The 23,472-nt window shown below is 65.4% G+C and carries 21 protein-coding genes and 1 tRNA gene; 10 read left to right on the top strand and 12 right to left on the bottom strand.

The genetic code is table 11. The features are described 5' to 3' along the window. Nucleotides 1-3: 3 nt before the first annotated feature. The 3 genes from DBO33_RS00160 to DBO33_RS00150 all read right to left on the bottom strand — a co-directional run bounded on the left by DBO33_RS00160 (nt 4) and on the right by DBO33_RS00150 (nt 3,367). Nucleotides 4-1,440 (bottom strand): alpha/beta hydrolase, encoded by a 1,437-nt coding sequence (locus tag DBO33_RS00160; protein WP_234390616.1) that lies wholly within the window; start codon nt 1,438-1,440, stop codon nt 4-6. A 143-nt stretch (nt 1,441-1,583) separates the two neighbouring features. Then, nucleotides 1,584-1,654 (bottom strand) — tRNA-Gly (locus tag DBO33_RS00155). Between the two features lie 1,059 nt (nt 1,655-2,713). Beyond that, nucleotides 2,714-3,367 (bottom strand): hypothetical protein, encoded by a 654-nt coding sequence (locus tag DBO33_RS00150; protein ID WP_159080077.1) that lies wholly within the window; start codon nt 3,365-3,367, stop codon nt 2,714-2,716. 131 nt (nt 3,368-3,498) lie between these two features. Between DBO33_RS00150 and DBO33_RS44370 the strand changes: the two genes are divergently transcribed. Both DBO33_RS44370 and DBO33_RS42510 read left to right on the top strand, forming a co-directional pair. Further along, the gene (locus tag DBO33_RS44370) at nt 3,499-3,630 is read left to right on the top strand and encodes a hypothetical protein (protein ID WP_267897869.1); all 132 of its coding nucleotides are present in this window, start codon (nt 3,499-3,501) and stop codon (nt 3,628-3,630) included. Between the two features lie 99 nt (nt 3,631-3,729). Further along, the gene (locus DBO33_RS42510) at nt 3,730-4,017 is read left to right on the top strand and encodes a hypothetical protein (RefSeq protein WP_159080076.1); all 288 of its coding nucleotides are present in this window, start codon (nt 3,730-3,732) and stop codon (nt 4,015-4,017) included. 27 nt (nt 4,018-4,044) lie between these two features. Here the strand turns inward: DBO33_RS42510 and DBO33_RS00145 are convergent, their stop codons facing one another. Further along, on the bottom strand, nt 4,045-5,196 hold the full coding sequence (locus DBO33_RS00145) for a pentapeptide repeat-containing protein (RefSeq protein WP_107653222.1): 1,152 nt from the start codon (nt 5,194-5,196) through the stop codon (nt 4,045-4,047). Between the two features lie 569 nt (nt 5,197-5,765). On the opposite strand from DBO33_RS00145, the gene DBO33_RS00140 reads away from it, so the two are divergent. Next, nucleotides 5,766-6,212 carry a 2'-5' RNA ligase family protein gene (locus DBO33_RS00140; RefSeq protein WP_107653221.1) on the top strand — a complete coding sequence of 149 codons (447 nt, stop codon included), beginning with the start codon at nt 5,766-5,768 and terminating at the stop codon, nt 6,210-6,212. A 42-nt stretch (nt 6,213-6,254) separates the two neighbouring features. Here the strand turns inward: DBO33_RS00140 and DBO33_RS00135 are convergent, their stop codons facing one another. The 3 genes from DBO33_RS00135 to DBO33_RS00125 all read right to left on the bottom strand — a co-directional run bounded on the left by DBO33_RS00135 (nt 6,255) and on the right by DBO33_RS00125 (nt 9,249). Continuing rightward, entirely contained in the window at nt 6,255-7,439 is a 1,185-nt protein-coding gene (locus DBO33_RS00135; protein ID WP_199856496.1) for a serine hydrolase domain-containing protein, read from the bottom strand. A 66-nt stretch (nt 7,440-7,505) separates the two neighbouring features. Beyond that, nucleotides 7,506-8,420, bottom strand: coding sequence for a deoxyribonuclease IV (locus tag DBO33_RS00130; protein ID WP_159080074.1), 915 nt, complete (start codon nt 8,418-8,420; stop codon nt 7,506-7,508). Between the two features lie 61 nt (nt 8,421-8,481). Beyond that, a complete protein-coding gene (locus DBO33_RS00125) occupies nt 8,482-9,249 on the bottom strand; it encodes a phosphatase PAP2 family protein (protein ID WP_107653219.1) in 768 nt (255 codons plus the stop codon). A 108-nt stretch (nt 9,250-9,357) separates the two neighbouring features. On the opposite strand from DBO33_RS00125, the gene dcd reads away from it, so the two are divergent. Then, nucleotides 9,358-9,963, top strand: a complete 606-nt coding sequence (gene dcd, locus DBO33_RS00120; protein ID WP_107653218.1) for a dCTP deaminase — start codon at nt 9,358-9,360, stop codon at nt 9,961-9,963. Here the strand turns inward: dcd and DBO33_RS00115 are convergent. Next, the gene (locus tag DBO33_RS00115; protein WP_107653217.1) at nt 9,960-10,346 is read right to left on the bottom strand and encodes a hypothetical protein; all 387 of its coding nucleotides are present in this window, start codon (nt 10,344-10,346) and stop codon (nt 9,960-9,962) included. The two genes, dcd and DBO33_RS00115, sit on opposite strands and share 4 nt — an antisense overlap. A gap of 34 nt (nt 10,347-10,380) precedes the next feature. Then, a complete protein-coding gene (locus DBO33_RS00110) occupies nt 10,381-11,235 on the bottom strand; it encodes a helix-turn-helix domain-containing protein (RefSeq protein WP_107653216.1) in 855 nt (284 codons plus the stop codon). A gap of 1,000 nt (nt 11,236-12,235) precedes the next feature. Between DBO33_RS00110 and DBO33_RS00100 the strand changes: the two genes are divergently transcribed. The 3 genes from DBO33_RS00100 (at nt 12,236) to DBO33_RS00090 (ending at nt 16,329) form a co-directional block, all read left to right on the top strand. Beyond that, a complete protein-coding gene (locus DBO33_RS00100) occupies nt 12,236-13,246 on the top strand; it encodes an XRE family transcriptional regulator (RefSeq protein ID WP_234390615.1) in 1,011 nt (336 codons plus the stop codon). Between the two features lie 98 nt (nt 13,247-13,344). Then, a complete protein-coding gene (locus DBO33_RS00095) occupies nt 13,345-14,601 on the top strand; it encodes a pyridoxal phosphate-dependent aminotransferase (protein WP_107653214.1) in 1,257 nt (418 codons plus the stop codon). A 453-nt stretch (nt 14,602-15,054) separates the two neighbouring features. Continuing rightward, complete coding sequence (locus DBO33_RS00090; protein ID WP_107653213.1) at nt 15,055-16,329, top strand: YibE/F family protein; 1,275 nt, start codon at nt 15,055-15,057, stop codon at nt 16,327-16,329. 37 nt (nt 16,330-16,366) lie between these two features. Here DBO33_RS00090 and DBO33_RS00085 read toward each other — a convergent pair whose 3' ends face one another. Together DBO33_RS00085 and DBO33_RS00080 are read right to left on the bottom strand one after the other, a co-directional pair. Continuing rightward, complete coding sequence (locus tag DBO33_RS00085) at nt 16,367-17,671, bottom strand: Hsp70 family protein (protein WP_234390614.1); 1,305 nt, start codon at nt 17,669-17,671, stop codon at nt 16,367-16,369. A gap of 138 nt (nt 17,672-17,809) precedes the next feature. Beyond that, a complete protein-coding gene (locus tag DBO33_RS00080; protein WP_107653211.1) occupies nt 17,810-19,132 on the bottom strand; it encodes a UDP-glucose dehydrogenase family protein in 1,323 nt (440 codons plus the stop codon). A 134-nt stretch (nt 19,133-19,266) separates the two neighbouring features. Here DBO33_RS00080 and DBO33_RS00075 point away from each other — a divergent pair, with 134 nt between their 5' ends. After that, on the top strand, nt 19,267-19,803 hold the full coding sequence (locus DBO33_RS00075; protein ID WP_107653210.1) for a YdcF family protein: 537 nt from the start codon (nt 19,267-19,269) through the stop codon (nt 19,801-19,803). A 2-nt stretch (nt 19,804-19,805) separates the two neighbouring features. Here the strand turns inward: DBO33_RS00075 and DBO33_RS00070 are convergent, their stop codons facing one another. After that, on the bottom strand, nt 19,806-20,747 hold the full coding sequence (locus DBO33_RS00070) for a hypothetical protein (RefSeq protein ID WP_107653209.1): 942 nt from the start codon (nt 20,745-20,747) through the stop codon (nt 19,806-19,808). Between the two features lie 301 nt (nt 20,748-21,048). Here DBO33_RS00070 and DBO33_RS00065 point away from each other — a divergent pair, with 301 nt between their 5' ends. Next, nucleotides 21,049-22,278, top strand: coding sequence for an acyl-CoA dehydrogenase family protein (locus DBO33_RS00065; protein ID WP_107653208.1), 1,230 nt, complete (start codon nt 21,049-21,051; stop codon nt 22,276-22,278). Further along, entirely contained in the window at nt 22,278-23,426 is a 1,149-nt protein-coding gene (locus DBO33_RS00060) for an acyl-CoA dehydrogenase family protein (protein WP_107653207.1), read from the top strand. The genes DBO33_RS00065 and DBO33_RS00060 overlap by 1 nt, the downstream gene beginning before the upstream one ends. The last annotated feature ends 46 nt before the right edge of the window (nt 23,427-23,472 follow it).

Raw genomic sequence — 23,472 nt, 5'->3', positions numbered from 1 at the left:
CGATCAGGCTGCGGGACAGCGGGTTTGGGAGATGGTCAAGTCGATGAGGTAGCGGTCGGCGGCGCTGGTGGTGCAGGGGGAGCGGTCGTAAACACTATGGCCCCAGCCTTCGTAGGTCAGCAGGGTGGCGTCAGGGGTATTCCGCTCGACGCCGAGTGCCCATTCGTGCGGAGTCGACGGGTCGTGCAGTGAGTTCATGATGAGAATCAGTGGACCGTCCACGATCTGCGGGCGATGCGGCGGGTTCGCCGGTGCAATGGGCCAACCGGAGCACAAAGCGCCTGCGCCCCAAGCAAAGTGGGCGCGTAGTGGTGCGGCGTTCTGGGTCTGCTCACGCCACAGCTGGTTCCATTGGTCCTGGTCGGTGATGTCGAAACGCCAGTCGGAACAGAAGATGATTTGCGCCATCGGCACCGGCTGACCTTGCTCTTGTGGCGAAGCGGGTGGCAGCGGGTTGGCTGCGGGCTGGTCGAGCAACGCCCGCAGATCCGTTGCCAGCCTCGACCATTCGGGACGGTAGAGCCGTTGGATGACCTGTGTGTTCAGGTCGATCGCACCCAGTTGCTTGGTTGTCTCGGTGAGATCGCGTAACTCACCGCGGGCTGACTTGGCGTACACCGCATTGAAGATCTGATCGACGTCCGCACCGTGCAAGGCGCACTGCTCATCCCGGGCACACCAGGCCGCGAACTCACCATAAGCATCCTTGGCCGCGCGTGCCTCACTGTTCATGAACGCCCGCCCATCCAAACTGTGGTCGTCCACGCTGTCCATCAGCAAGGCGCGCAAGCGTTTCGGAAACAACTCCGCATACGACTGCGCAGGCATCGTCCCGTAAGACCTGCTGTAGATACTGATCTGATCCACCCCGACCGCCACCCGCAGCGCCTCCACATCCCGCGCCACACTCGCCGCATCGAGATGCTCCATCAACGCCCCGGTGTACTGCCGGCAACTCGCCGCGAGATCCCTTGCATACGAATGCACCTCATCGATCCGCCCACCCAGATCCGGCACAAAATTCGGCCGATACCCCGCCGGCCCCGCATCACACCGCACCGGATGACTCCGCTTCACCCCCCGCGGATCCAAACTCACAATATCGAACCGCCCCCGCAGCTCCGCCGAAAACTTTCCCCCCTTCAGGATTTCATCCACCCCCGACGTCCCCGGCCCACCAGGCAACGAAACCAACGTCCCCACCTTCTCCGAAGGCGCATCGGCCCGATCCCGCACCACCGCAACCCCGATCGTCTCCCCCTCCGGCTCCCCCCAATCGACCGGCACAGTGACTGTGCCACAGTCGAACTCACCATTCTCCGGACACGGCTCCCACTTCAACGCAGACGCGGTCCCAGCATCCGACGTACAAGCAGTCACCACCCCCGAACAAACCCCCACGGCCAGCCCCAAAGCCAATACAGCGCGACGAATCAACATGCCCAGATCGTCGACCCCCCGATCCCCGCCCCACATCCCCCCAACGAGCCACCCCCACTACCCCTCCGGTACTGAGCCCGACCCCTCATACAAAGAAAAATGCCCCGCACCAAAACATCTGGCCAGGGCATCAATCGTCGTAGAGCCGATGACGGGAATCGAACCCGCGCTGTCTGCTTGGGAAGCAGAAGTTCTACCATTGAACTACATCGGCGAAGCGGCAAACCGCCTGTCGAGACTTTAGCAGAACCCGCGCGGGGGCGGGAAAAGTCCAGGTAGAAGCCGATGACCTGCGGAGACGAGCCGGACTGTCAGTCGTGAACAAGGCGGACGCTTCCGTCGGTTCGGTCGGTTTCAGGCGGGTTCGGCCGGCCTCGGGAGGCCCTGCTTGCCTCGATTTTTCCCAAGTTTTTCCCAAACCGGTCGCGGCTCGTCATTGCCGACGCCGGGATCGTGCTCTGCACACCCTCGGTGGCGGGACCGCCGCAGAGGCTTCGCCAGGCGGTAGCCCACCACTTCAAGTCGTGGGCGTGTTTAGCAGGCGGGCGTGTCGCATCGGATCGCCGATGCGCGATTGCCTTGCAGGGCAAAGAGTTCAGTCGCTATGCCGCGATTGACCTGCTGGCGTTCCTGCTGCAGGGCGTCGAGGGGAGGAGATCGGTGCGAAATCCGGCAACAACCCACCTGCGCGGTGTGGCTTGCCGTCTGCCCATCCCCCACTCGCGCCGCCCTAGGCGCTCGACGCCGGGAGGTCATCATGACGCACCACAACGTACTGGCCGACACCCGACTGCGGAGGGCCTGATCGTGGCCTTGGCCAAACATTGTGCGGGCTACTGCACCGCCCACTATGCGATCGAACCGGGGCAAATATTGCCGGGGTGATCCGGTGTCGGTCTGACCGTCGTAGCCGCCGGAGTCGTCGTCCGACAAGGGCAGTTGCGGTCGTGCCCTGATCTCCATGTGGCGTCAGGGTACGGCCACAATTCCGATCACGAGCGGACCGATCTGGTAAGGCGGACGCGGACAGGCGCATTCACGGCTGGATGTAGCGGCCCCCGGAGTTACCCAGTCCCGGCGCGGCGAGTAATCCCCGTTGCGAGTGCACATCGGCCGGCCCTAACTGCCTCTGCATATTCATACGGAGCGGCGCTTGGGGTGTGCCCATCCTCATGCAGTACAGGGGTACTTCCTCCCTCGCCGCCAACCAGCAGCACCCCACCAGAGCGGCCGCCGCGTCAAAACCGATCGGCTGCGTCGGCGCGTGTTCTACTCATGATGAGTAGTGGTGCGGGGGCGGGACCCCATGGTCGGGGATTCTGAGTTCCTTTCGTGTGGTTTCCATCAGCTCGTAGAGGATTTGGCTGGCCTTCGTCCGGGCGCTGCTGTAGTCCTGACCGCGCTTCCTGATGTCATCCTCTAACTTGAGTTGGGCAGTACCGGAATCGGTATACGCCGTTCTGCTCATCCGTGTGATCGACTCCGCGTCATTTATCGCGGCCGCCAGCCCTCGTTGCAGTTGGGATGTGTGACGGTGGAGATGATGCGTCGATAAGATTTGCAGTTTGAGCGCTGAATTGCTGACACTCCAGAGGCGTGTGCGCAGGTCTGTGAAGTCGGTCTCCTCTTCAGTCGAGCCTAATTGCCTGGCTTCGAAGCGGCGTAGGGCATCGAGGATGCCTTCGCTGACCTCAAGTATTGAGGACACGGATTCCAGCACGGCATCGCGCCGCCATTTGTCGTGTTCGCGGGTATCGGCGGCTGAGTTGGATAGTTCGATATTGCGTTGTGCTGCTTCGAGAGTCGTCTGGTTCCGCTCGTCTGCAGCTGTGATAGCCCGAGTGTTGGCGCGGTTGTTGATGACGATTCCGAATGTCGTCACAGTGGCGATGACCAGAGCACTAATCAGAGGAAGCCAGGCAGACACAACACAAATCATCGCACCCGCACCTTCGTGCCGGTCAGCTTTCGTGGCAGAAGGACGAGTGTCCGCCGGTGCCGCCGGGACCACCCTGCGATAACCGGTTTGAATGTTCGGACCACCGATACGTTCAACCTATGACGAGGGAGGATGACCTGATCGGCGATCTCGATGTAGCGATCGAGACACTGCGCCGCGCCATGACCTCCCGCGAGAAGCGGATGGGGGCCGCCACTCTCAGCCACTTGTACAACCTTCGATGTCTGTGAGAAGGCGAACCTGGCCCGGATCGAGATGCGTACAAACTGCGGGCCGACGCACAGCGGGGCGGGAAGATAGCAGAAGGAATCAGTCTGCTTCGAGAGGAGATGACTCACGACGTCACGATGGAGATCGTTCCCAAGGACCAGATGCTCTACCCGGTGAAGACGTTTTCCCGAGCGAGAACACCTATCCGGGCAAGCAACTCATCTGGCAGTTACCTGAGCGACATGATTGACCAGATCGATCCCGGCAGTCCTCCGACACCAGAACTGAAGCCTCCGAAAGATCCTCGTCGCGGGTTCGACGCCAAATATGTTGCAGGGAAGCCAGTGCTGCAGACAGTCGTCGAAGCGCGGAACTTTCTCGCAGCCGATCCTAGCCCGCCAGTGTAGGCATCGATAAACAGCCGTTATCGTCGGTCAGGCGTCGGGTTGTGGTGAAATAATCCCTTCCGGCCACTGCGTGGTCTCGTCGTATGTGATTCCGAACAATTGAGCATTGGCCAGTTTCGCGCCCGTCAAGTCCGCGCCGTTCAGGCGTGCGCCGTTCAGGCGTGCGCCGTTCAGGCGCGCGCGGTCCAGGTTTGCGTTGGTCAGGTCCGCGCCGCCCAGTCTCGCGTAGGTCAATGTCGCGTTGGTCAGGTTCGCACCCCACAGGTTTGCATTGTTCAGTCTCGCGTAGGCCAATGTAGCGTTGGTCAGGTTCGCGCCCGCCAGGTTTGCTTTGATCAGTTTCGCTCTGGCCAGGTCCGCATTATTCAGGATCGTGAGGTTCAGATGGGTACTGTTCAGGTTCGCGGAGTTTAAGTTCGCGCCGGTTAAGTCCGCTCCGGAAAAGTTGAGATCCGCGAGATTGCCCGTAAGGAAGGTGCAACCGGGCAGTGATGCTTGATGAAGGCTGATGGCGGCGGTGGCCCAGGATTTCGGATGGTCGGCGGGTCGACGGCGGCGCTCTGCCAAGATCGCGACGATGGTCTGCCGGATTTCACGCTCGGACAGATCCGGCTTCGTAGGGTCGTCACCCACAGGAAACGGGACACGCAGGTACCACTGGAGTAGGTTGATGCAGACCTGTCGTTCGTCGTCCTCGCCGAAGGCATGCCAGTCGTCGGCGAGTGCTGTCAGCGCGTAGACACCCGCTTGCCGAATGGCAGCAGAGTTGGTGTCGGCGATCTGGGCGGCGATGGCGGTGTACCGGTCGCGTAGGTCCGATACCAGTGTGCGGCGAGAGTCCTCTGCGTGTCGTTCGCGCTCACGATCCGTATCGGTTTGGTGGCGCTCTCGCTCGCGCTTCGCATCGGCTTCATGTTGTCGCTTGGTGAGATCGCGGGTGCGTTCACCGTTGAGGTAGGCCAGGATGCCAGCAGCGAGTACGCCCGCGCCGGCGAGCAGCGTCGCGAGCGGCTGGCCGAAGGCGGGCGAGACCCCCGCCAACACTGCGGCAGCGAAGCCTGCTCCGCTAGCACCTGCAAGCGCGAGCCCGGTCCAGATCGATCGACGGTGCGTCGCGCTCCACCTGCGAATGCGGTTCCCGGCTGCGGGCCGGATGACTGCGTTCTTCCCCGCGGACATGGGAAGACGGTACAGCGCAGGAGATTTGGTCGCCCATGAACGCCTCCTAATGCTCCGACGCTATCGAAAGCGCGTTCGCGGCGACACCTTCAGTGGATGACTCGGATAGATGATCTGATCGGTGACCTGACGTTGCAAACGAGTCATTGCGTCGAGCAACGACGCTGCGTGAGACGTGGATGGCGATGGTGGCAGTGCTCGATCACCTGTACAAGCTTCGGTGCTGGCGCGAAGGTCAACCAGATCTAGACCGTCACGCTTATCGCGCGCGGGCTTATGGTCTTCGCTCGGGGAGATGGCGGAAGGTATCAGTCTGATCCGGGGCGACATGACCCACGACGTCACGAAGGGGATCTACCCGAAGGCTCAGATGCTGTACCCCAGTGAGTACCTGTATCCGAGCGAGGACCTCTACCCGGGCAATAGCTCATCTGGCTGTACCGTTGTGAAATGGTTGATCAACTCGACCTGATAGAGGTATTTAAGCGAACGCGATCGCCAAATGCCGAATCCTGTTGCGGCAGAGAAAGCGTTCGAGAGCTGAGCCGCAGTGGAACCGCGATGGCAGCATGCGACAGCCACGTGAACCCCGTGGGCGCAACGAAGAAGACGATGAAGCACTGAGCCGGTATTCCGATGCCCTGGCGGCAGTGGCTGCAAACACTGCGCCGTTCGCGATCCCGATGCAGGGGCCGTGGTTGCACGACTACGGCGCTGGCGTAGCCGCGCCCGAGGACGAGCAGTGGAAGCAGCTGAACACCGCGACCCGTGACGCCGCCGAGCAGGTCTTCGGAACGGAGCGTGCGCTGCCTGCTCCGCTGCGGAGGCCGCATGTCTCACTCGGTTACGGCACCGCCGAACGTGACTCGGCCCCAGTGGAACTCGCGCTGTCCATCATCAAGACTCCCGCATCACTCACCGTCCGCAGCCTCCAGTTACTGGCGGTCGACGTGGATCCCGAAGCGGGTGTCTTCGTCTGGGACGTGATCTCAACGTATGCTGTCAAGTCGTCGTGATGACAGCTGAATGATCGGGCCGGATGACTCGGCGTTGCCGCGCTAGGCGATCGCCTCGTGCAGCGCCGCGATCCAGGGGAGCCAGCGCGGGTCGGGTCCTGCGACATCGTCCCAGATCATGTGGGTGCAGGTGTAGGCCAGGGCGATGCCGGATTCGGGGTGGGCGAAGGCAATTCGGCCACCGGTGCCGTTGTGGCCGAAGGATCCGGGGCCGAGCATGGCGTGGGCGGGGCCAGGAATTTCATAGCCGTTGGCGAAGCGGTGGGTTACCGGCAGGACGTCCAAGGGCGCCGGACCACGCAGGCCGTCGGTTTGCGGTTGCCGTGCTCGGTCGACGGTCGCGGAGTTCAGCAGGCGGACACCATCGATCTCGCCGATGGTCGCCGCGTACATCCGCGCCAGCGAGCGGGCGTTGCCGATCGCGTTGCCCGCGGGTACCTCGGCCGCGTGCCCCGCGCGGGTGTTGAGCAGCGCGACTCCGTCTTCCCTGGTCGCGACGGCGGCGAGGAGCGTCCGGATCAATGGTGCGTCGACGTCTATCCCCATCCCGCTGAGTACCGCGGCGACCTGCGCGGCGTTCGGCTGTTCCTTGCGGGAGAACTGGGGAACGACACGGTGCTCCTCGTTTTCGGGCAGCCCGATCCACAGGCTCAATCCGAGCGGTCCGGCGATCTCCGCGGCGAGAAAATCGCCGACGCTCTTGCCGGTGACCCGCCGGATCAGCTCACCGGCCAGGTAACCCCAGGTGATGGAGTGGTAGTAGAACGCGGTTCCGGGCTGCCAGACCGGAGTCATGGCCGCCAAGGCCGAGGTGCACAGCGACCAGTCCGTCAACTCCTGGGCCCCGATTCCGGACTCCGGGGCGAACCCGGCCAGACCTGCGCGGTGCGCCAGCAGTTCGGCGACGGTGATGGTGGCTTTGCCGTTTGCCGCGAACTCGGGCCAGTAGTCAGCGACCGGTGCGTCGAGATCGAGTTGTCCGCGTTCCACGAGCATGTGCACACAGGTCGCGGTCACCCCCTTCGACACCGACATGAGTACCGACAGCGAATCCGCGTCCCATCCCATACCGGAGATCGGGTCCTGCCCCGCCCAGAGATCGACGACAACGCGACCGTTCCGATAGACGCAGAGCTGCGCCGCACCTTCGTCCGCGGCTTGTGCGTGCGCGAAAGCGTCGCGAACCACCTCGAATCCACGCTCGACCGATCCGTCCACCAGCACCACGACGCCTCCTCGACCTGCTCCGGCGGGGGCACGACACACCGGCGAAACCCCCTCGCCGCCAAGACCTTATTCGACCGGCTGAGTCCGTGCACTCGGCTGCACGGGCCGCACTCCCGGCGAACCGTCGTCGGGAATGGCCGAATCAGTTTGCCGGACTTCGTCTCTCAGCCGTTTCAGTAGCGCTACGTCGACACCGTTGGTCGCGGTCTCGACCAAGATGGGGACGTCGTGAAGCTGGGGGATGGTGAACAGGGTGCGGAAGACGTCTTCGCCGAGCGTGCCTTTGCCCAGGGTTTCGTGGCGGTCGCGGTGTGAACCTGCCGGGTCGCGACTGTCGTTGGCGTGGACCAGGTCCAGTCGGTGCGGGCCGATCGCGTCCGTCAGCTTGGTGACTACGGCGTGCAGCGCGGTGGCGGTGGTGATGTCTTCGCCTGCCGAGTGCAGGTGGCAGGTGTCTATGCACAGGCCGATCCGCTCGTCGTCGAGCGCGGCGAAGTACTGCAGGGTGCTGTCGACGGTCGAGGCCAGCGCCGCACCGCCGCCGCAGGTGGGTTCGATGAGTAGTCGCACGCCGGGTGGTGCGGCGTCGAGCAGCGGAGCGAAGAGTTCAGGCAGGCGATCCAATGCCTGCTCGCGCAGTTCCCGGCGCACCGACGAGCCCGCGTGCACGATGACCGCCGCCGCCCCGACCAGGCCGGCGCGCCGCATGATGGTGGTCAGCGCCTGCGCGGAGTTCTCCAGCACGACCGGGTCCGGCGAGCCGAAATTCAGCAGATACGGCGCGTGCACGAAAACCGGCAGGTCCGCGCAGGCAGTGCGGAACGCGGCCGCGTCGTGCGGGTCGGCGGTCGGTTGCTTCCAGCCCCGCGGGTTGCCCGCGAAGAATTGGATCGCCTCGGCCCCGATCTCCCGCGCCTCGCGCAGGCCCTTCTTGATCAGCCCGCCGCCGACGAGGACGTGCGCACCAATGGGTGAAGACAAGCCCTCGATCAACTCCCTCTGTGGTCGGCGCTACGCACCACGATAGCCAGCGATTCGATGATCACCGGCGCGGTGCAGGCGTGCCCCGAGCCGGGGTGTCCGACGGCTGGGCCCGCACCGGCACATCGTCAGCCGGTGTGGTTTTCGGAGAGCGGCTGCTCGGCAGCAAAATCTGTCGCCGTTCGAGATCGCGGTAACCAGCGAAGCAGACGGTGACCAAGAGCGCACCGAGCACCCAGCCGCCGAGCACGTCGGTCGGCCAGTGCACGCCGAGGTAGATACGGGAAAGCCCTACTGCCGCAACGAAGACGACGGCGGCGACACCCGCGACCCAGCGCATCGCAGGACGGCGTATCTGCGGGATCAGCAGGACCGAGAGGATTCCGATCACCGCCATCGATCCGAGACTGTGCCCGGAGGGATACGCCAGGTTCGTCTTGACGATGACGTGGTTGACCGTGGGTGGGCGTTCTCGTCCGATGAGGTGCTTCCCACCATCGACCAGTACCCATGACCCGAGACCGGTACAGATGACCAGCCCGGCCTCCCGCCACTGTCCGCGCCGCCCATAAATGATGACGGCGAGCACCACCAGGATGGTCATCGCGACGGTGCCGCCGAGATAGCTGACGGTGATCGCGAGCGGCGTGAGCGTGCCGTTGCGGTGGGCGACGGCCCAGTCCGAGATCGGCGAGTCGATCGCGGTGAGCCCGTTTTTCGCGAGGACGTTGCTGGTCAGTCCGACGGCGCAAACGGCGAGAACCGCGGCCAGCGCGGCGAGCGTCGGGACCATGTTCCAGCTCCGGCCCGGTGTGGAATTGGTGGTCACTCTTCCACGATCTCATCTCGAAGCTGTGCGGCGGCTGAGGAACCGGCTGAACAGCACTGCCACTGTGCGCCTGAAGAGCCTGGATCAGCAGGCGCTACGCTGCTCGGCGTGCTGCTTTCCGATCGCGACATCCGTGCGGAGATCGCCGCTGGGCGTCTCGGCGTCGAGCCGCTCCTGGCGAGCCTGATCCAGCCGTCGAGTATCGACGTGCGGTTGGACGGCATGTTCCGGGTGTTCGACAACTCCCGCTACACCCACATCGACCCGGCGCAACGCCAGGACGAGCTGACCAGCCTGGTCGAACCAGCCCCGGGTGAGCCGTTCGTGCTGCACCCGGGCGAGTTCGTGCTGGGCTCCACGCTCGAGGTGTGCACGCTGCCGGACGATCTGGCGGGCCGGCTGGAGGGCAAGTCGAGTCTCGGCAGGCTCGGTCTGCTGACCCACTCGACCGCGGGTTTCATCGATCCCGGCTTCAGCGGCCACATCACCCTCGAACTGTCGAACGTGGCGAACCTGCCGATCACCCTGTGGCCCGGCATGAAGATCGGCCAGCTGTGCCTGCTGCGGCTGACCAGCCCGGCCGAGCATCCCTATGGCAGCGCCACCGCGGGCTCGAAGTATCAGGGCCAGCGCGGGCCGACACCGTCGAAGTCCTACTTGAACTTCCCGCTGCCCGCCGCCGTGGTGGACGCCGCGGAATCGCGGCAGAGCTAGGCCCGCTGCTGCTCCGCCAGCGCACGGCTCCGCCGAAAGTACCGCCGCGTCGAACCGGGCACCCACAGCAGCGTGAGCACCACTACCGACAGCGCCCACCCGCCGATCAACGCCAGGTGCGCGCCGGCGCTCGGAAACATCACCCACACCACGAACCGCCCGAGGAACTGCCCACCGAGCAGCACTGTGATGGTGATCCGCGCCCAGTTCTTGCCGCGCAGAACCGGCACCAGGAGCGCGGCGTAGATCGGTCCGTGGGTGAGATGGAAAACGGTGCCGGCGTTCCAGCTGAACGGCGAGAACAGTAGGACGAGTACATGGTTGATCGCATGAATGCCGATGCCGAAGACGGCCATCCGCACGGTGATCGGTGAAGCGGACATCGCGCTGATCCTTCGCGGTCGAGGTCCGTGCACGCTATGTCGCGCCGGCCGCCGCGGTGTTGGACGAATGGGTCATGCTCATCCCGAGCAGGCGCCCCGGCGGTGCGCCGGCGAAGCGCTGGAAATCCCGGATCAGATGCGATTGGTCGTAGTAGCCGAAATCCCCCGCGAGCACGCTCATATCGCGCGTCGGTTCGTTCGTCAGCGCGGTGAGCGCGGCCGAGAAGCGCAGCAGCGAACCGTAGTCCTTCGGTGGCAGCCCGACCTGCTCGGCGAACCGACGCCGGAAATGTCTTGCGCTCCAGCCTGTTTCGGCGACGAGATCCGCCACCCGCAGCCTGCCCGCAGAACGCCGCAATTGCCGGACCGCATGCGTGATCGCCCGATCCGCAGTGTCGTCGGCCTCGCGCGACCGCGCGCGAAAGTAATCGGCCACCAACTCGAATCGCGCTGGCCAGGTGGCTGTTTCAGCAAGCCGCTCGGCCAGGCGTTGCACCGAACGTCCCTGCAACTCGGCGAGTTCGACCGCGCCATTACGTAACTCGTCCATCGGCGCGTCCAGTAACCGGTGCGCCGTCAACGGATCGAGTTGCACCTGCACGCTGCGCATCCGTCCGGCATGCCCGGCCGTGCCCGCCCGATCGTGTAAACCTATGACCAGTGCGGTCGGGTCGAGACTTCGGCCCTCGAACGTCCCCTCCAGCGCGAACACGATCTTGACCGTGCCACCCGGAATCTTCCTGCGCCGCACTGGGTTCGGCTCCAGCACATCGAAACCGAAGCAGCGCATGACATCCAGGCCGGCGAAGGCTGCGGCCGACGCGGGAACGATCTGGTGCGCACGCACCTGATACGTCCCGCGCAGGTCGCTCAGCCGATCACCACCCATCCCGCCACACTAAAGCGACTTCCTCGCCATGGCTCGCTTCAGCACAGGGGATGCCGGTGGCACCGGCCCGAGTCCGCCCCGTCGACTGCCGAGAGTGGGGCGGAATCGGTCCGGTAAAGCGCCGGGCGGCAACGGGAACCCGTTTCTTTTACANGATGTCGAGGCGGTTGAGCACCTCTAACACCTGCGTTCCCGGCCGGCTGTCCGGTTCGGCCAGAAAGCTCCACCGGATCTGCCTGGCCAGCATGGGCCCCCTGGCCCCTTGCTGATCCAGTGCGGCCCGTACCTTTTCGGCACGGGCGGTAGGCAAGTGGACAACGCAAACGCGGCCGGTGATCGGCAGCATGACGAAGCCGCCACGCTCGGTCACCGGTAGCCCGAACTCGTGCCGATAGAACGCAACCCAATCGTCAACAGTCCTGAGTTTCTCCACATTCACGGCGAACTCCTTGCCTCCCTGCTCAAGGGTCCCGGTCGCGGCCCGGTTTCGGTATTGCCCGCACGCCCGCTTTCTGCTGCCTTTCCGCTGCCTCTGATACCAGCTCTGTTTCGTATGTAGCCGTGCTCACAAACCCCTCGTACCCTGGGAAAGAGTTCTTTCGGAAGGGATGACATCGTGGTCCGGCAATGGTCAGGTAAAGAGGCCCGTGCCCTTCGCGATGCCAAGCGCATGAGCATCAGGCAGTTCGCGGCACACCTCGGGGTGCACGAACGCCTGGTGTCGAAGTGGGAGGCCGGCGGCGTCCGCGTCCATCCACGTCCGATCAATCAAGCCGCTCTCGATACCTCCCTGGCCAGGTCGGACGACGTTGTGCGGGCACGGTTTGCGGCCATGATCGATCCATCGATGGCCGACCGCCCGACCCCGCCTGGAATCGATGCGTCCGCCGATACCTCGGCGCGCGTCCACTATTCGAGCGACGCGGAACTTTTGGCTCTCATAGACGCCGGTGCGATGAGAGGTGATGCGTTAGCAGCGATTTCGGAGAGGGATCTGATCATGGCGGCTGCCCATGAGGCCAGCGAGCACGCTGGCCACGCGGAGAGCACAAACTTGGGCGTTACCACCTTGGAGCAACTCGATGCCGACGTGACGCGCATCGCGAACGACTATGTGCACGTGCCCCCGGTGCCGATGATGGTCGAGATGCTGCGGGTCCGGCGGCGGGTCTACCGGCTGCTGGAGGGGCATCAACGGCCCGTCGACACCAGCCATCTGTACATGCTGGCGGGCACCCTGTCCGGGTTGCTCGCCAACGCCAGTACCGATCTCGGCTACTACGACTCGGCGGGTGAACAGATCAGAGCGGCCTGGGCCTACTCCGAACTGTGTGGCCACAACGGGTTGCGAGCCTGGACCCGCGGCATGCACGCGCTGATCGAGTACTGGTCGGAGCGGCCGCGGCGGGGCGTGCTGCTGGCGCAGAGCGGGCAGGAGTTCGCCGAGTCGGCGACGGCGAAGGTGCGGCTGCTCAATATCGAGGCCCGGATCTGGTCTCGGCTGGGCAGTCCGGCGGAGGCGGATCGTTGCATCCGCGCGGCCGACGATGCCCGCGAGGTGTCCGAAACCGACACCCTGCATGACGAGGTGGGTGGGGTGTTCGGCTTCAACGACGCCAAAGCGCAGTACTACGCGGGCGCCACCTACATCCATCTCGGGGAGGCCGAGCTCGCCTTGGCCGCCACCCAGCGCGCCATCGATCTGTACGCGAGCGGTCCGTCGGAGCAACGGTCCTACGGTGCCGAATCGCTGGCTCGGGTCGACTGCGCCGCCGCGCATCTGATCAACGGCAGCCTCGACGGCGCCACCGAGGCGCTGCGGCCGGTGCTCGGTCTGGCCGAGGACAAACGCCTCGCGCAGTTGGAGGAGCGGCTGACCGGTGTGCGCAGGCGGATCGCGGGGCCGGATTTCCGCGACGCGGTCGAGGCGCGGTTCCTGGACGAGCGGATCGAAGAATTCTGCGGCACCACGGCCGCCAAGGGGATACCTCCTGGCAACTCCCCTTCCTGAGGTACTGATCACATCACTGCGGGCCGCTCGTCGCCACCTAGTGAAATACCGGCAATTGACGGCGAGCGGCGGTTTATCCATTTGCCGCGGATGGCACCATGGGACGGGTGAGCCCAAGTCATCTACCGCATCGCCCGCCGCGCGTGCTGGAGCAGTCCACGAAGCTACAGAACGTCGTCTACGAGATTCGTGGACCGGTACACGCGCAGGCAGCACGGCTGGAGGCCGAGGGTCATCGCATCCTCAAGCTCAATATCGGCAACCCCGCGCCGTTCGGGTTCGAAGCCCCCGATGTGATCATGCGCGACATCATCGCGGCGCTGCCGTATGCCCAGGGCTACTCCGAATCCAAGGGCATCCTGTCGGCCAGGCGCGCGATCGTCACCCGGTACGAGCTGGTGCCCGGATTCCCGGAGCTGGACGTGGACAGCGTCTACCTGGGCAACGGTGTCTCCGAGCTGATCACCATCACCATGCAGGCGCTGCTGGACAACGGTGACGAGGTGCTGATCCCGGCGCCGGACTATCCGCTGTGGACCGCGATGACCAGCCTGGCCGGTGGCACGCCGGTGCATTACCTGTGCGACGAGTCCAGCGGCTGGCAGCCCGACATCGCCGATATCGAATCGAAGATCACCGACAAGACCAAGGCTTTGCTGGTGATCAATCCGAATAATCCGACCGGCGCCGTATATTCTGCGGAAATTCTTCAGCAACTCGTCGATATTGCGCGTAAGCATCAGTTGCTGCTGCTCGCCGACGAGATCTACGACAAGATCCTCTACGACGACGCCAAGCATATTTCGCTGGCCTCGGTGGCGCCCGATCTGCTGTGCCTGACCTTCAACGGTCTATCCAAGGCGTATCGGGTGGCGGGCTACCGCGCCGGGTGGCTGGCCATCACTGGTCCGAAGGAGCACGCGTCGGGTCTGCTGGAGGGCATCGACCTGCTCGCCTCGTCCAGGCTGTGCCCGAATGTGCCTGCGCAGCATGCGATTCAGGTCGCGCTCGGCGGGCATCAGAGCATCGAGGATCTGATCCTGCCCGGCGGCCGACTGCTGGAGCAGCGCGACGTCGCGTGGGAGCGGCTGAACATGATTCCCGGTGTGTCGTGCGTGAAGCCGAAGGGCGCGCTGTACGCGTTCCCCCGGCTGGACCCGAATGTGCATGAGATCCATGACGATTCGAAGCTGATCCTGGATCTGCTGCTGCAGGAGAAGATCCTGATGGTGCAGGGGACCGGCTTCAACTGGCCCAACCATGATCACCTGCGGATCGTGACGCTGCCGTGGGCCAGGGATCTCGCGGTAGCCATCGAGCGCTTCGGCAACTTCTTGTCGAGCTATCGCCAATAGAGTTGCGACCCGGCCGGGCCACCGCGCCGCCCCGCTTCTAGCGGATAAACCGACCGAATGTATGGATATACGCGAAGTTTGGAGACTAGCTAGCGCATTAGAAGTACTTTTGTGTACAGTAGGACTTGGCACTTTCGAGTGCCCGACCGGGTTGCCTACCCCCCTGGGTTAACCCGGTCTCGGGTTCGGCCGCCTACCCCCCTGGGCCGCCGGCCTGTGGGCGGCGGAGACATCCCCCTGCTCTCCGCCGCCCCCTCCGAACCCTTTCCCGGCCGCAGCGCCACCATGTCGCAGCGCCGACTCCCGCCCGCCCTTTCCGTTCGCCGCGGCGCTTTTGAAAATGAAATCCTTTAAGCTCGGTCGCGGGCAGCCGACTCGGGGCGCACAGCCGTTCCTGCCCGCTGGGGAACGCCCCCAGTGCAACGACGGACAGGGTAGGAGCCCCGCGCGGTCATGAGCGACCATCATCATCACCACGACCACTCCGGTCCGATCGCGATCGGTGACACCGCCGCACGCGTCGTCGTCGGCCTGCTCACCGTCATCGGTGCCCTCGTACTGCTCGGCACGGTCATGCTGTGGCCGGACAAACAGCACATCGACATCCCGCTGCCCATGCAGAACGCGGGCGGTGGTGCGGTGCAGACCGAGGCGGGCCCGGTGGCCATGCAGGACGTCGGTCCGTGCGGCAGCACGTCGATCGGCAAGGTGTTCGTGGAGAAGCCGGAGCCGCCGCGCAACAACGCCTACACCTGCCAGCGCAGCCTGATCACCATCGAGTCCGGGCCGCACCAGGGCAACAAGACCCTGTTCGAAATCCCGCCCGGCCCAGGACAACCCGACCTGCGCGCCGGGGACGAGATCCGGCTGGTGCGGCAGACCGATCCCAGCGGCACTCCTATGTATTCGTTCGAGGACTACGCACGCGGTTTTCCGTTGACGCTGATCTTCGTGGTGTTCGTCGTGGTGATCGTGGTGGTGGCGCGCTGGCGCGGCCTGCGCGCCCTGCTCGGGCTGGTGTTCGCCTTCGCCGTGCTGGTGATGTTCATGCTGCCCGCGCTGCTGGACGGCAAGCCCGCGATTCCGGTCGCGCTGGTGGCGGGCTCCTTGATCCTCTATGCCGTGCTGTATCTCGCGCACGGGGTGAATCTGCGCACCAGTTCGGCGCTGCTCGGCACGCTGACCTCGATGGTCGTCGCGGCGGTGCTGTCCTGGGTCGCCATCGAGATCACGCATCTGACCGGCCTGTCCGAGGAGCAGAACACCAACGTCGCCACCTACCTGGAGCACGTGAGCATCACCGGGCTGCTGCTGGCCGGGTTCATCATCGGCTCGCTCGGCGTGCTCAACGACGTCACCATCACGCAGGCCTCGGCCGCGTTCGAGCTGGCCGCGATCGACGAGTCCGCCAGTCGCCGAGAGGTTTTCACGGCGGCCATGCGGGTCGGGCGGGACCACATCGCCAGCACCGTGTACACCCTGGTGCTCGCCTACGCGGGTGGTGCGCTGCCGCTGCTGCTGTTGTTCAGCGTCGCGGGTCGTTCCATTCGCGACGTGCTGACCGGTGACGCGGTTGCCATCGAAATCGCCCGGTCATCTGTCGGCGGTATCGCACTGGCCCTGTCCGTCCCGCTGACCACGGGTATCGCCGTCATGCTCGCGCGCCCGTTCGGTCAGCGGGGAAAGCAGGTGGCTCCGCCGCGTCGAGCCCGGCACGCGCGCAACTGATCCGCGCCCGCCGCCGCGTCGAACCGTCCCGGACCGACTAGCGCGGGGGCGGAGGTGGGAAGGGGAAGACCTCGGGTGGGATCGTGGGGACCACGATCGGCGGAAGGCCGGGCACCACAATGGTGTTCGGGCCTGGCGCGGGCGGCGGCGGAGCCTCCGTGGTCGGGCGGCGCGGCGGTGGCGCGGCGATCGACTCCGCGGCGGTCTCCGTCGGCGTTGCGGGTGCGACCGCGATCTGCGGGTCGTGCGTGGTGGTGCGCGGCGCGCTGGTCGTGGGGGTCGACGGCGAGCCTTCGCTGTGTGAATCGCGTTGCAGCACTTGCGGACCGTAGCCGAGCCCGAGCCCGATCGCGGCGACCACCGCGAGTGCGCTGACGGTGAGTACGGCGCCGCTGATCTCGCGCTTGCGGCGTTTGGGCGGGGCCGATAACCAAGCGGGGGATAACTCCGCATCCATTGCCGCGGCACTGACCACGGGCTCCGGCACGACCGGCCGGGCCAGCAGCGCCGCGCCGCGGGCGATCACCGTCTCCGGGCTCTCCGGCACGATCACCGGAACACCCATCCACCGTTCGAGGACCCTGGCTACCAGGGGGATCCGCGCGCAGCCGCCGATCGCGAGCACGCCGTGCACCGGCCGATCGGAGCGGGTGATCACGTCGCGGGCCATCCGGGCCGACGACTCGATCGCCAGCATGATCAGCGATTCGAAGTTCTCCTGCGCCAGCAGCACCAGACCCTGTTCGCTGGGCAGCGCGACGGCTGTATTGGAGGACAGTTGTTCCTTGGCTTCGCGACACAGCCCGTCCAGGACGGCCAGGCCCGCCGCGTCCGGCGGGTGCGCGATCCGGCCGGAGGCGATCTGCTGTTCGCGGATCAGCGAGTCGAGGTAGTCGCCGCTGATATCGCTGGTGCGTTCGCTGTAGCGGACCTCGCGTGACTGGGTGTCGACCACGCTCACGGTGAGTCCGGAGCTGCCGAGGTCGTAGACGACCAGGGACGAGATGCCGCGAATATCGCCGGTGGACTGGGCGAATTCGAGTGCGGCGACGACCTCGGGGACGAGCTCGTAGTTGGTCAGCTGCTGGCGTGCCATGGCGGCGCGGAGCGCGCGGGCGTGCTGCTCGCTGCGGTAGGCGATGGCGGTGGCGATGATGTCCGGAGTGGTCTCCAGCGTGACGCCGACGGCCTCGGCGGCCAGCTCCTCCACGGTCTGCCCGGCAACCGGAATGGTCTGCAGATCGAACGAGTGCGCCTCGACGTGGCCGTGGGGGTTCCCGGTGTGTGGCCGCGCCATACGGACAGCGCCGGCCCCCACCGAAACTCCCAGTACCGAACTCATCAGCTGCCCATCTCGTTCACACTTCACGACATGCGAGCCCGCGCGAAGGCCCGCTCCCCGGACCATACCGTCGAAGAGCGACCGTGCCTACGGCAGGACTAATCGTCCGGCAGTAGTCCCCGCCTTCGCGACGCAACTCTACGGCGTACCGAGTCCCGCGTACACCCATCCGGCCGACCGCCAGTTGGCACGATTGAGACAATTCCTCCCGTCGATGATGGATTTTGTCCGAACTACCCTATTCAAATCCTCCGGGCGCAGCGCCGTGAACTCGTCCCATTCGGTGAGCACCAACACAACGTCGGCTCGCTCACAGGCCTCCGCCACCGAGGTCGCGTAGTTCAGGGTCGGGAACACCCGGCGTGAATTCTCCAGCGCCTTAGGGTCATACACCGTCACTACCGCGCCGTGCAGCTGGATCATGCCCGCCACATTCAGTGCGGGCGAATCGCGAACATCGTCGGATTCCGGTTTGAACGCCGCGCCGAGCACCGCGACATTCGCGCCGAGCAGCGAACCGCCGCAGGCGCGGGCGGCCATGTCCACCACCTTGGTGCGGCGGCGCATGTTGATGTTGTCGACCTCGCGCAGGAATGCCACCGCGTGGTCGGCGCCGAGTTCACCGGAGCGGGCCATGAAGGCCCGAATATCCTTCGGCAGACAACCGCCGCCGAAACCCAGTCCGGCATTGAGGAATCGGCGTCCGATGCGGGCGTCGTAACCGAGCGCGTCGGCCAGCATCGTCACGTCGGCGCCGGTCGCCTCGCACACTTCCGATACCGCGTTGATGAACGAAATCTTGGTGGCCAGAAAGGCATTCGCCGAGACTTTCACCAATTCGGCAGTGGCCAAATCGGTCAGCAGGAACGGCACCTCGTCGGCGATCAGCTCCGCGTAGATCTCGCGCACCATGTCCTCGACCCAGCCCGCACCCGGTCGCGCCCGATCCACCCCCAGCACAAGACGATCCGGGCGCAGCGTGTCCTTCACCGCGAAGCCCTCGCGCAGGAACTCCGGGTTCCAGGCCACCTCGACGTCGGTCGAGGTCAGCTGCCGCGCCCTGGTGCCGAGCGCCGCGGCCGTGCCCACCGGCACGGTCGACTTACCGATGATCACCGACGGACGTTCCAGCAGCGGCGCGAGCGTATCGACCACGGCGTGCACGTATTTCAGGTCGGCGGCGTACTCGCCCTTCTTCTGCGGCGTCCCCACCCCGAGGAAATGCACGTCGGCGTGCGCCGCCGCCTCGGCATAGGAGGTGGTGAAGCGCAGCCTGCCGGTGTCGAGGTTGCGCCGCAGCACGTCCTCGAGACCGGGTTCGTAGAACGGCACCACGCCATCGGACAGCTTCGCGACCTTGCCCGGGTCGACATCCACCCCGATGACGTCATGCCCGAGCTCGGCCATGCACGCTGCGTGCGTGGCCCCGAGGTACCCGGTTCCGAAGACTGTGCATCGCATGATCGATTGATAAGCCCCGCCGGTGGCCGCACCACGTCACCGAGGCAAGGGTCACGGCAACGGTAGGTGTACATGTGGCGACAGATCCCGCCCTGGCCGCCCTGACCTGCGAAGATGTCGCTAGCATTGATCGGATGCGACGTCGCCGATGGGTCCGGGCCTGCCTGGTCCTCGTCGTCGTGCTCGCTGTCGCCGGGGTCGCTCTCTGGCCCGTCTACGTCCGTCCCCGCACCGATCCCCCGGCCCCCGCCGACGCAGTTCTCGTCCTCGGTGGCGCGCACGACGGACGTGAACAGCTGGGCCTGCGGCTGGCCGCCGAGGGGTTCGCCCCGCGAGTCCTGATCTCGGACCCCTACGAAAACAGCGTCATGATCAACCGAATCTGCCGCGGTAGCTACAGCTTCGAGGTGATCTGTTTCGATCCTTCGCCCAGGACCACCAAGGGCGAGGGACGCGAACTCGCTCGCCTGGCCCGGGCGGGCGGTTGGCAGCGCGTCATCGTCGTCACTTTCACCCCGCACATTTCCCGCGCCCGCTACATCCTCGGAAAGTGCTGGGCCGGTGAACTTCTCTTCGTCGACCCCGAACCCCGGCTGTCGGTGCTGCGCTGGGCCTACGACTACCTCTATCAGTCCGTCGGCTACGTCAAGGCCGCGGTCGAGGACTGCTAGTTTCAGATGAGTGGGGTGCCGTTCTGCTCGAGGATGCTGATTCCGTCGCGCTCGACCAGCAGTAGCGTCGGTACGAGGTCCTCTTCGTTGTGGTCGTCGGCGAACACCATGCGCTTCAGGTCACCGACCCACCCCGAATCCGCCCGCACCACATGCAATTTGTCATGGCAGGAGATGCCCGCGACGAAACGCTCGCCGCCGAGGTGCTCGACCAGCAGATCGTGGAAGTTCGGCATCGCGATCGCGGCGGCCGGCATGAAAGTGGTCGTCTTCCCCTCGAAGAAGAGGAGTCGGTCGGCGCCGCTTGCGGATTCACCGACGCCGATGCGCATGCCGTCGGAGAGATTCGAAAAGGCTTCGGCCAGAGCCGCATCGAAGTCGACCTCGCCGCTGTCGACCTGGTTCCGCAACACCCAGCTCATGCTCAACGTCCCGCGCGGTGTCGGTGCGACCCGGGCGGCCAGGAGATAGAGCTGGTTGGGAATCAGTGCGCGTGCAGCCGACATCGGCGGCGGCAGCTGCACCATCCGCAGCATCGGAATCAATACCCGCTCGGGCGCGTCCTGGTCGCCGTCCGCATCGAAGGCCGGGAGCAGGTCCTGGGCGGCCGCCCGGCGCAGCGCCGTCTCGCGAACGATGGCGGCATGCGCGAGCGCCGCGGGCCACCCCTCCGGCTCCGGGCGCTCGAAGGTGAAGGTGACGTTGCCCAGGTTCGGGAAGTTTCTCGTCATGAACTCGTGATCGGTGGCCGACGGCGCCCATTCCGCGTGAATCGCCACCACGCTCTCGGCAGGCACCCGCCGCCGCCGGAACACCTGCCCCCAAGCCTGCATGATGCCGTCGTCGCTCTCGGCCGGCACATCGGTCAGCGCTGGCTCATCGATCCCGCTGATCACGAACCCCACCACATTCATGCCGACCCCGTCGACCACGCCGTTACCCATGATTCCCTCTCGATCCAGAACCGACCCAATTTAGGCCCTCCGAACCTCTTTCACCACAACAAAATTCGGCATTTTCGCTGCGCTGTGTGCCATCGAATCGGGGCAGTGTCGAAAGAGGGGCGTCGCCCTTGCGTGCAAACGCCTCGATCGGGGACTCGGCGCGCGGGGGTTTCACCCGGTGCGCAACTAAGTGCTGGCAGGTGACCTCAGTTTGCTACAGTGGCGGGAAATACAAAGGTTTTTGTCGCGTCTGGGCCCCTGGTGGGCGTCGACGTACTGCGCACACCCTCCGGGAGGGCAGATGGATTACGACTGGTCAGCGGCGGATTTGGCATTTCGGGACGAGGTGCGCGAGTTTCTGGCGGCGAAGCTGACGCCGGAGTTGCGGCGGGCGGGGCGGCTGGCGACCAGCGTGTATCCGGACCACGAGGCGAGCATGGCGTGGCAGCAAATTCTGCATGAGCGCGGGTGGGCGGCGCCCGCGTGGCCGGTGCAGTACGGCGGGTGCGATTGGAGTTTGACGCAGCACTACATCTTCACCAGGGAGTCGACGCTGGCGGGGGCGCCCGCGTTGTCGCCGATGGGGATCAAGATGGTGGCGCACGCGATCATCGCGTATGGGACGCCGGAGCAGAAAGAGTTCTATCTGCCGCGGATCCTGACCGGCGAAGTCTTTTTCTGCCAGGGATATTCGGAGCCGGAGGCCGGGTCCGACCTGGCGTCGCTGACGATGGCGGCCGTCGAGGACGGCGACGACCTCGTGTGCACGGGTAGCAAGATCTGGACCACCCATGCGACCGAGGCGAATTGGATCTTCTGCCTCGTGCGTACCTCGCGCACCGGCAAGAAGCAGCAGGGCATCACCTTCCTGCTGATCGATATGCGCACGCCGGGCATCGAGATCCGGCCGCTGGTGATGACCTCCGGCGAGCAGGTGCAGAACCAGGTCTTCTTCGACAATGTCCGGGTGCCGAAGAGCAACGTGCTCGGCAAGATCGACGAGGGGTGGACGGTCGCGAAATACCTGCTCGTACACGAGCGTGGTGGGGCGATGGCGCCGTACTTGCAGGCAATGGCGCAGGAGATCGCGGTCGACGCGGCGGAACAGACTGGACCAGACGGTAATTCGCTGATCGATGATCCGGCGTTCGCGGCGAAACTCGCCGAGGCGCGGATTCGCACCGAGGTGCTCGAAATCCTGGAGTACCGCACGATTTCGGCGATGTCGCGTGGTGAGAATCCGGGACCGGCCTCCTCGATGCTGAAGATCCTGGCCACCGAGCTGAGTCAGAAATTGACCGAGCTGGCTTTGACCGCCGCCGGTCCGCGCGGCCGGGTGTATCAGCCACACGCCACCGCACCGGGCGGGCCGATCGCGGAGTTCACCCCGCCCGCCGACGATTACCGCAGTGGTGAGCAGTGGCAGGCCGTCGCGCCGCTGCGCTACTTCAACGACCGGGCCGGCTCGATCTACGCGGGCAGCAACGAAATTCAGCGAAACATCCTCGCCAAAGCAGCATTGGGGCTCTGATGGACTTCACTCTTACCCACGAGCAGGAACTGCTCCGCACCGCGCTCGCCGGATTCCTCGGCGCCCGCTACGACCTGGCGAAGAGCCGTCATGCGGCCAAGGTGGGCGCCGGCTGGCAGCCCGCCGTGTGGCGCGGATTCGCCGACGAGCTCGGCATTCTGGGCGCGACTTTGCCCGAGCGGGTCGACGGGATGGGCGGCGGCCCGGTCGAATTGATGGTGATCGCCGAGGAACTCGGGCGTGCGCTGGTCGTCGAGCCGTTCGTGGACACGGTGGTGATCGGGGCCGGGCTGTTGAACCGGTCCGGCGGCGAGCAGGCCGACGCGCTGTTGCGGCAGATCGTCGCCGGCGACGTGCGCACCGCTTTCGCTGCCCTGGAACCGACTTCGGGCCACACCCTGCACGATGTGTCGACTACCGCACGGCGCAACGGTGATTCGTGGGTGCTCGACGGCACCAAGACGGTAGTGACCAGCGCGCCGCTGGCGACCCATCTGCTGATCACCGCGCGCACCGCGGGCAATCGTCGCGACCAGCGCGGTATCTCGTTGTTCCACACCGCATTCGACGCGGACAGCCCACCGGCCGGGATCGAGGTGCACTCGTACCGCACCATCGATGATCGCGTCGCCGCTGACCTGATCTTCACCGGCTTCCGCCTGCCCGCCGACGCACTGCTCGGTGTCGAGGGGACAGCCTGGGTCGCCATCGAACCGGCCGTGGACGAGGCCATCGCCGCCACCGCCGCCGAGGCCGTCGGCTGCCTGCGCAAGGTACTCGCGGACACCCTCGAATATGTCAAGCAGCGCAAGCAGTTCGGCCAGCCCCTCGGCAGCTTCCAGGTGCTGCAACACCGCATGGTCGACATGTACATGGAACTCGAACAAGCCATCGCCGCCGTGTACCTGGCGATCCACTCCCTCGACGCCGACACCCCAACCCGCGCCCGCGCCGTCTCCGCCGCCAAGGTCACCATCGCCCGCGCCGCCCGCTTCATCGGCCAGAACGCCGTCCAACTACACGGCGCCATGGGCATGACCGAAGAACTCGCCATCGGCCACTACTTCAAACGCCTCACCGCCATCGAACACGAATTCGGCCCCAGCGACCACCACCTGGCCAGATACGCCGCCCTCACCCGCCCCTGATTTGAGGCGCTGACCTGCGGTAAGGATTTCAGTCCTCGACTTCAGA

Source organism: Nocardia suismassiliense (assembly GCF_900269665.1).
Lineage (GTDB): Bacteria > Actinomycetota > Actinomycetes > Mycobacteriales > Mycobacteriaceae > Nocardia > Nocardia suismassiliense.
The sequence above is the reverse complement of the archived record's forward strand: the minus strand, read 5'-3'. Positions and strand labels throughout refer to the sequence as shown.